Source organism: Kocuria sp. CPCC 205235 (assembly GCF_040980905.1).
Lineage (GTDB): Bacteria > Actinomycetota > Actinomycetes > Actinomycetales > Micrococcaceae > Kocuria > Kocuria carniphila.
In genome coordinates this window covers 1-551 of record NZ_JAVKPR010000098.1, presented here as the reverse complement: position 1 = coordinate 551, position 551 = coordinate 1, and the positions used below count along the sequence as shown (strand labels likewise).

Here is a 551-nt window from a genome sequence, read left to right as displayed (position 1 = left end):
GACAGAAGTGGTGACTAACACGTACAACGAGTACTTCACCAACATTGACTCGACCGCCAGAACGACTATGACGATCGATTCTGCGATTCTGGCCGCCGCAGCCTTTCCACTGGGTGTGGGACTGGGGCGGTTCGGGTCGGCCGTGGCCTCGTCCAATTACAGCCCCGTCTATGAAGAACTGGGATACACGCGGATCTACGGCATGGGGCCGGGCGAACGAGGGGGTTTCCTGGCGGACACGTTCTGGCCGTCGATCCTCGCCGAGACCGGTTTCTTTGGCCTCTTGCTTTATTTCGCAGGTCTCATCATGGCCGTTTACCCGGGCTGGAAACTCATGCGGCAGTCGAGTCAGCCGTACATGCAATGGATTGGGACCGTTGCCGTGGCTTGGATGGGGCAAATGCTGATCGAGTCCGCCGTTGCCCCGGTTTTCACCGGGCCCCCGATGTTCGGACTCGTTTTCGGTACCGCGGGTATTGCGGCAGCACTTTACGCAGTTGATACGACCCCCGCTCGCAGAACAGAGGAGCCACCGATGACTACTTCCGGGC

1 pseudogene is annotated in these 551 nt (G+C 59.5%); it reads left to right on the top strand.

Annotated elements, in window-relative coordinates:
- Positions 1-10 precede the first annotated feature (10 nt).
- Positions 11-551: pseudogene (locus tag RF638_RS16160) on the top strand (hypothetical protein); the annotation flags it as partial.